At 41.5% G+C, this 926-nt stretch carries 2 protein-coding genes; both read left to right on the top strand.

The features are described 5' to 3' along the window. Positions 1 to 660, top strand: a 660-nt coding sequence (locus AC1DRF_RS29890; protein WP_477742559.1) for a sugar phosphate isomerase/epimerase family protein, incomplete at its 5' end; no start/stop codon positions are given. Continuing rightward, positions 657 to 926 (top strand): PfkB family carbohydrate kinase (locus tag AC1DRF_RS29885; protein WP_477742558.1); only part of this gene is annotated, 270 nt, incomplete at its 3' end. The genes AC1DRF_RS29890 and AC1DRF_RS29885, both read left to right, overlap by 4 nt.

Raw genomic sequence — 926 nt, 5'->3', positions numbered from 1 at the left:
GTACATGGAGTGGAAATTAGAAGAGAGTTAATGAAAAAAGTAGATCAAGAGATTGCGCTTATTGCTGAAGAATTAAAAACATATCCACTTTTTACAGTATATTCGGCTCCAATTGAACTGTGGAGAGAAAATGGAGAGTTAAACACACAAGAATTAAAAGTTATTCTTGAAGAAGCCGTATCACTTGGCGCTCAGTGGGTAAAAGTTTCTCTTGGTTTTTATCAGCCCCAATCGCCTATGGCAGATTTACAGCAGCTATTAGAGGCATTTCCAGCTTTACGTCTATTTGTAGAAAACGATCAAACCAGTCACGGAGGCAACATAGCATCTCTGCACGCATTTTTTGATAACGCTTACGAAGTTCCTGTTTCCATGACGTTTGATATTGGTAACTGGCTCTACGTAGATGAACAACCCCAGGAAGCAATCAAAATGCTAAGGTCATTTGTGGGCTATATTCATATTAAACACGTCATAAAAAGCAGCGGAAAGCTAGTGACAACCGCTATATCGAACGATTCAAATGAAATGTGGAAAGATATTTTGAAAGGGTTTTCTTATTCGATTTTTAAAGCTTTAGAGTTTCCAATCGATGAACCGGCACAAATCCCCGGCTTCATTTCATTGGTGCAAGCAGCAGAACAGGAGGAAGTTCAATGAATTCATTAGACGTTATTACCTTCGGAGAAGCAATGGCGATGTTCATGGCAGAGCAGCCGGGACCGCTGCATGAGATTAAGCATTATACGAAAGAACTGGCCGGAGCAGAAACAAATGTAGCAATTGGTATCGCTCGTCTCGGTCTGCGCGCAGGCTGGGTGAGCAAAGTCGGCAACGATCCTTTCGGTACGTTTATTATGAAACGGCTACAAGAAGAATATGTCAACACCGATTGTGTATTAGTAGATAGCGAGCATGCAACAGGC

This window comes from Priestia sp. P5_B4 (assembly GCF_056400385.1).
Note: the sequence above shows the minus strand (reverse complement) of the source record. Positions and strands in the feature narration are given on the sequence as shown.